Genomic DNA, 6,235 nt, shown 5'->3' on the forward strand with positions numbered 1-6,235 from the left:
GCTGGCTTGCCGGCGATGAGGCCGTTACTTACTGCGAGTAAGTGCGCAGGAAATTGCCGATCCGCCCAATCGCCGCTTCCAGGTCATCGACCCGCGGCAAGGTCACCACGCGGAAGTGGTCCGGCCACGGCCAGTTGAACGCGGTACCCTGAACGATCAGCAGCTTCTCCGACAGCAGCAGGTCAAGGGCGAACTTCTCGTCATTGAGGATCGGGCACACCTTCGGGTCGATCCGCGGGAACGCATACAGCGCACCCATCGGCTTCACGCAGCTTACCCCAGGGATGTCATTCAGCAGTTCATAGGTGCGGTTGCGCTGCTCCAGCAGGCGCCCAGGTGGCAGCACCAGGTCATTGATGCTCTGGTAACCGCCCAGCGCGGTCTGGATGGCATGCTGCGCCGGCACGTTGGCACACAGGCGCATGTTGGCCAGCATGTCGATGCCTTCGATGTAGCTTTGCGCATGGTGCTTGGGCCCGGAAATGATCAGCCAGCCAGAGCGGAAGCCCGCCACCCGGTACGACTTGGACAGGCCGTTGAAGGTCAGGCACAGCAGGTCTGGCGCCAGCGAAGCGGTGCTGATGTGCACGGCTTCGTCGTACAGGATCTTGTCGTAGATCTCGTCGGAGAACACCACCAGGTTGTGCTGGCGGGCCAGCGCCAGCATGCCCAGCAGCAACTCCCTGGAATACACCGCGCCCGTCGGGTTGTTCGGGTTGATGATCACCAGGGCCTTGGTGTTCGGGGTGATCTTGGCCTTGATGTCCTCCAGGTCGGGGAACCAGTCGGCCTGCTCGTCGCACAGGTAGTGCACCGGCTTGCCGCCGGCCAGGCTCACGGCAGCGGTCCACAGTGGGTAATCGGGCGCCGGGATCAGCACCTCGTCACCGTTGTTGAGCAACGCCTGCATCGACATCACGATCAGCTCGGAGACACCGTTGCCGAGGTAGATGTCCTCGATGGTGACGCCTTCGATCTCTTTCTGCTGGCAGTACTGCATCACCGCCTTGCGTGCACTGAACAGGCCCTTGGAGTCGCTGTAGCCCTGCGCGGTGGGCAGGTTGCGGATCACATCCTGGAGAATTTCGTCGGGCGCCTCGAAGCCGAAGGGCGCTGGGTTGCCGATGTTCAGCTTGAGGATGCGGTGGCCTTCCTCTTCCAGGCGCTTGGCGTGCTTGAGCACTGGGCCGCGAATGTCATAGCAGACATTGGCGAGCTTGTTCGATTTGCTGAACTGCATGATGGGATCCCGATTGAGAATACGCGCTACGCCCCGCCGAAAGGTTTGAAAGGGCAGGAAGCGGGTGACAGACTGAACGCCTGGCACACGAAGCCACCTAATATACGTGCCGCCCGCGCCCTGGAAAAGACGGCGTGGGGTGAATTTCAGCCTGCCGAGGTTCCTGCATGAAAAAGATCGAGAAAACCCTGGAAGAATGGCGGTCGATGCTCGACCCCGAGCAGTACCAGGTTTGCCGCCTGAAGGGCACCGAACGGCCGTTCAGCGGCAAGTACAACAGCGAGCGCCGCGACGGCATTTACCATTGCATCTGCTGCAGCCTGCCGTTGTTCGACGCCCAGACCAAGTTCGATTCCGGCTGTGGCTGGCCGAGCTTCTACGCGCCGATCGAAGACAGCGCGATGATCGAGATCCGCGACACCTCCCATGGCATGATCCGTACCGAAGTCACCTGTGCCCGCTGCGATGCGCACCTGGGCCACGTGTTCCCCGACGGCCCGCCACCGACTGGCCTGCGCTACTGCATCAACTCGGTGTGCATCGACTTGCGCCCGCGCGACTGACCGGAGCCCGACCATGGCTGGATCGATACTGGACATTCCCTGCGTGACCCTGGGCGGCGAGCACAAGACCCTCGGCGACTACCCCGGCAAGGCGTTGCTGGTGGTCAATACCGCCAGCCAGTGCGGCTTTACCCCCCAGTACAAGGGGCTGGAGCAACTGTGGCAGGCCTACCGCGGGCGTGGCCTGGTAGTGCTGGGCTTTCCGTGCAACCAGTTCGGCCAGCAGGAGCCGGGCGAGGCGCGGGAAATTGCGCAGTTCTGCGAACGCAATTTCGGCGTGAGCTTCCCGCTGTTCCGCAAGGTGGACGTCAACGGCCCCGGCACCCACCCGTTGTATGTCGAACTGAAGCAGCGTGCCCCAGGCTTGCTTGGCTCGCAGAAGGTCAAGTGGAACTTCACCAAGTTCCTGCTCGACCCGGCCAGTGGCCAGGTCACGCGTTATGCGCCTTTCACCAAGCCGCAGGCACTGGAAGCGGACATCGAGCGCCTGCTCAGCCGCTGAGCGGCACCCAGTGGTCGACCAGCGCCAGCAGCTCTTCGCGGCGGAACGGTTTGGCCAGGTAGTCGTTCATGCCCGCGGCCCGGCAGCGCTCGCGCTCTTCGGGCATGGCGTTGGCGGTGAGGGCGACGATGGGCAGGTGCGGCCAGCGGCCGCTCTGGCGAATGCGCCGGCTGGCCTCGTAGCCGTCCATCACCGGCATGTTGCAGTCCATCAGCACCAGGTCGAAGGGTTGCCGTTCCAGCGCCGCCAGGGCCTCGGCGCCCTGGGTTGCCAGTTCGACCTGGCAACCGAGCTTGGCCAGCATCCCCTTGGCCACCAGCTGGTTCACCGGGTTGTCTTCTACCAACAAGATGCGCGCGCGGCCTTCGCCCTGGGTCACGGGCGGCGTGGCCAGCGGGTGTTCCGGCTCATGGCCTTGCAAGGTTCGGCGCAGGGTCTGGTACAAGGCGTTGCGCGCCAGCGGGCGGGCCAGCTGGTGCAGCGGTGCCAAAGCCAGCGACTGCTCTTGGGAAAGGAAGTTGCCGTAGGCGGTAACCAGCAGGATCGGCGCTTGCAGGGCCGGGCGCAGTTCGAATAGATGGTCCACGTCATCGGTTATCAACAGGTCGAACGCGGTGGCCTGCAGGGCCATGCGGCTGTCGTGCCGCTGGTAGCTCAAGCCCCAGGCGGGCAACACGCGCTGCAGGAGCTCGTGCAGCCCGCTGCCCGCCGCACTGAGGGCGGCCACGCGGCCTTGCAGGGGCTGTGGCGGGATGGCTTCAGTGTGCGCAGCCAGCGGCAGCTCGGCGGTGAAGCAACTGCCAAAGCCCGCTTCGGAGCTTATCTGCAGGTGCCCCTGCATGGCTTTGCACAGGTTGCGGGTCAGGGCCAGGCCAAGGCCGGTGCCGCCGTACTGGCGGGTGATGCCGGCGCCGGCCTGGGTGAAGGGCTGGAAGATGCGCACCTGGGCCTCTTCAGGGATGCCGATGCCCGTGTCACGCACTTGCAGGCGCACGCCGCCGGCAATGCGCTCAAGGCGCATATCGACGCGGCCGAAGCGGGTGAACTTCAAGGCATTGGACAGCAGGTTGCTGACGATCTGCCGCACCCGCGTGGGGTCGCCCAACACGCTGCTGGGGAAGTCGCCGGCGATCAGGCAGGTCAGCTCCACGCTCTGTGCGGTGTTCTGCGACAGCAGGTTGGCGGTGTCTTCGACCATCGAGCCCATGTCGAAGGCAATGCGCTCCAGTTCCAGCTGGCCGGCGTCGAACTTGGACAGGTCGAGAATATCGTTCAGCAGTTCGACCAGTACCTTGCCCGAGTCGTGGGCAATCGCCAGCTGCTGGCGTTGCTCGCTGGGCAACGGGTTATCCAGCGCCAGGGCGATCATGCCGAGCATGCCGTTGAGCGGGGTGCGGATTTCGTGGCTCATGTTGGCAAGGAAGGCGGCGCGGGCCTGGGCCATGTCCAGCGCCCGCCGGCGGGCCTGTTCCAGCTCCTGGTTGGTCAGGCTCAGGCTGCTGTTGCTGGCCTTCAGCTCGTTGGTGCGTGCCGAGACGATGTCTTCCAGCTCGTTGAGGTACTGGGTCAGGCGGTTTTCCGCGGTGCGCCGCTGCTCGATTTCGGTGGCCATGCTGACGAACTGCTGGTTGGCCACTTTCACCAGCACGCCGATTTCATCAAGTTCGTGGCCGTGCGGGCATTCCAGGCGGGTTTGCCGGGGTTTGCGCGGGTCGCTGCCGCTGAGCGCACTGATAACGGTGACCAGTGGCTTGGTCAGCATCAGGTAGAACAGTGCCAGCAGCAGGCCTGTCAGCACCAGGCTGCGGGCAAAACCGTTGAGCAGGGTGATGCCGGCACGGTCGAGAAAGCGGCTGCCGAAGGCGAAGGTGTCGACGTCCAGGTACAGGGTGCCAAGGTATTCCTCGGGCATATGGGTAAGGTACAGGCTTTCGCTCAACTGGCGCTGTTCGCCGAACAGGAAGTCGCTCAGCGGCCGCAGACGGTCTTGCAGGCGTGGGCGCTCGACATCGGCCAGGACCGTCTGGTTGTTGTCGATCAGCCGTGCGCGGATCACCGCCGGCGACTGCAGCAGGCCGCGGGTCAGTTCCAGGGCCAGTTCCGAGTCGATGTTGTAGGCGATACGCGAGGCCGGGTTGTGGCTGATTTGCAGCAAGGCCCGCACTTCACGGTTGATGGATGCGTCTACGCTGGCATAATCGATGCCGATCTGGATGAGACTGAGCAATGTTCCCAGGATGAAGCCGACCAGGACTGTCAACCGGGCTTGCTTGTATGACAGGCGATTGGTGAACTTGATATCCATGAGTTCCGAGCTGGTTTCCCATTCCTTGCGCTGCGCAAGCATAGCCGATCATCCCCGGCTGCTGGTGGGTCTGTCTGTTCATTTCAGTTGATCGCCAAGCGGGGGCCGCTTTGCGCCCCTTCGCGGGCCCCCAGGCCTAACACAATCCCTGTAGGAGCGGGCAAGCCCGCGAAGGGGCGCGCAGCGGCCCCAAAAAACTGAAATTGCTAGGAGTCGTCATGGACGCTCGCTTGATCGCTTTCCTGGACCGCGCCGAATCGGTACTGGCGCGCCTCGAACCCCTGCTGCCGGCCCCGCGCCCGCACATCGACTGGGCCACCACCCTGGCTGCCCGCTGGCAGCGCGATGGCCGCAGCGGCTACCTGCTGCCGCTGGAAGTCAGCCTGGACATCCGCCTGACCGACCTGATTGGCGTCGACAAACAGCGTGACCAGCTGGGCCGCAACACCCACCAGTTCATCAAGGGCATGCCCGCCAACCACGCCTTGCTGTGGGGTTCGCGCGGCACCGGCAAGTCGTCGCTGGTGCGTGCGCTGCTGGCCGAGCACGCCAGCGCCGGTTTGCGCCTGATCGAAATCGAACGCGACCACCTGGCCGACCTGCCGCGCGTGGTCGAGCAACTGCAGAAGCTGCCGCAGCGTTTCATCCTGTTCTGCGACGACTTGTCGTTCGAGGCCGGTGAGGGCGACTACCGTGTGCTCAAGAGCGTGCTCGATGGCTCGCTGGAGCAGGCACCGGACAATGTCCTGCTGTACGCCACTTCCAACCGCCGCCACCTGGTGCCGGAAAAGGAGAGCGACAACGAAAACTGGAAAAGGGTCGACGGCGAGCTGCACCCCAGTGAAGCGGTGGAGGACAAGATCGCGCTGTCCGACCGCTTTGGCCTGTGGCTGTCGTTCTACCCGTTCACCCAGGCGCACTTCCTTGACGTGGTCGAGCACTGGATCGGCCAGCTGGCGGCCCCGGCCGGGCTGGCCTGGCAGCGTGACGAAGCGCTGGAAATTCTCGCCGTGCGCTGGGCTACCGGCCGCGGTAACCGTAATGGCCGTTGTGCCTATCAGTTCGCTCGCTACTGGGTCGGGCTGCAATTGCTGGAGCAAAAGTAAATGATCGACCTCAATGCCAGTGGCGTCGGCCTCGACGGCTACCACCTGCTGGCGGCGCAAGTGCAGGCGCTGTTTGCCGACGAACGTGATTTCATCGCCAATGCCGCGCAGTTTTCGGCATTTCTCTACCACCAGGTAGGCGACCTGAACTGGGCGGGCTTCTACCTCAACCGTAACGGGCAACTGGTGCTGGGCCCGTTCCAGGGCCAGGTGGCGTGCGTGCGCATTCCGTTCGGCAAAGGCGTGTGCGGCGCGGCGGCTGCCACCGGCAAGACCCAGCGGGTCGAGGACGTGCATGCGTTCCCGGGGCACATTGCCTGCGACAGTGCGTCGAACAGCGAGCTGGTGATACCGCTGGTGAAGGAGGGCAGGCTGATTGGTGTGCTGGACCTGGACAGCCCGAAGCTGGCGCGATTCAGCGAGGCGGACCAGGTGGGGCTGGAGCGCCTGGCGGCGATCTTCCTGGAGCTGACTGACTGCTGATTGTCGTGTTGCCCGGGCTGGCCCTATCGCCGGCAA

Annotated in this window: 6 protein-coding genes; 4 read left to right on the forward strand and 2 right to left on the reverse strand. The window is 64.2% G+C overall.

The features are described 5' to 3' along the window. Positions 1 to 28: 28 nt before the first annotated feature. The gene (locus tag G1E_RS09305; protein WP_009682838.1) at positions 29 to 1,240 is read right to left on the reverse strand and encodes a pyridoxal phosphate-dependent aminotransferase; all 1,212 of its coding nucleotides are present in this window, start codon (positions 1,238 to 1,240) and stop codon (positions 29 to 31) included. A gap of 167 nt (positions 1,241 to 1,407) precedes the next feature. On the opposite strand from G1E_RS09305, the gene msrB reads away from it, so the two are divergent. Continuing rightward, a complete protein-coding gene (gene msrB / locus G1E_RS09310; protein ID WP_009682839.1) occupies positions 1,408 to 1,803 on the forward strand; it encodes a peptide-methionine (R)-S-oxide reductase MsrB in 396 nt (131 codons plus the stop codon). Positions 1,804 to 1,816: 13 nt separating this feature from the next. Further along, the gene (locus G1E_RS09315; RefSeq protein ID WP_009682840.1) at positions 1,817 to 2,305 is read left to right on the forward strand and encodes a glutathione peroxidase; all 489 of its coding nucleotides are present in this window, start codon (positions 1,817 to 1,819) and stop codon (positions 2,303 to 2,305) included. On the opposite strand, the gene G1E_RS09320 is transcribed toward G1E_RS09315, so the two are convergent. Then, on the reverse strand, positions 2,295 to 4,652 hold the full coding sequence (locus tag G1E_RS09320) for a response regulator (RefSeq protein WP_047149783.1): 2,358 nt from the start codon (positions 4,650 to 4,652) through the stop codon (positions 2,295 to 2,297). The genes G1E_RS09315 and G1E_RS09320 overlap by 11 nt on opposite strands. A gap of 176 nt (positions 4,653 to 4,828) precedes the next feature. Between G1E_RS09320 and G1E_RS09325 the strand changes: the two genes are divergently transcribed. Further along, positions 4,829 to 5,716: an ATP-binding protein gene (locus G1E_RS09325; protein WP_029887959.1), complete on the forward strand. Its 888-nt coding sequence runs from the start codon at positions 4,829 to 4,831 to the stop codon at positions 5,714 to 5,716. Further along, positions 5,717 to 6,199, forward strand: a complete 483-nt coding sequence (locus tag G1E_RS09330) for a GAF domain-containing protein (RefSeq protein WP_047149784.1) — start codon at positions 5,717 to 5,719, stop codon at positions 6,197 to 6,199. It begins immediately after the preceding gene. Positions 6,200 to 6,235 lie beyond the last annotated feature (36 nt).

It is taken from the genome of Pseudomonas sp. TJI-51 (assembly GCF_000190455.2).
Taxonomy (GTDB): domain Bacteria; phylum Pseudomonadota; class Gammaproteobacteria; order Pseudomonadales; family Pseudomonadaceae; genus Aquipseudomonas; species Aquipseudomonas juntendi.

Bases quoted from the DNA above. Each gene is read 5' to 3' on its own strand.
- G1E_RS09305 (WP_009682838.1), bottom strand. From the start codon at position 1,240: ATGCAGTTCAGCAAATCGAACAAGCTCGCCAATGTCTGCTATGACATT.
- msrB (WP_009682839.1), top strand. From the start codon at position 1,408: ATGAAAAAGATCGAGAAAACCCTGGAAGAATGGCGGTCGATGCTCGAC.
- G1E_RS09325 (WP_029887959.1), top strand. From the start codon at position 4,829: ATGGACGCTCGCTTGATCGCTTTCCTGGACCGCGCCGAATCGGTACTG.
- G1E_RS09320 (WP_047149783.1), bottom strand. From the start codon at position 4,652: ATGCTTGCGCAGCGCAAGGAATGGGAAACCAGCTCGGAACTCATGGAT.
- G1E_RS09330 (WP_047149784.1), top strand. From the start codon at position 5,717: ATGATCGACCTCAATGCCAGTGGCGTCGGCCTCGACGGCTACCACCTG.
- G1E_RS09315 (WP_009682840.1), top strand. From the start codon at position 1,817: ATGGCTGGATCGATACTGGACATTCCCTGCGTGACCCTGGGCGGCGAG.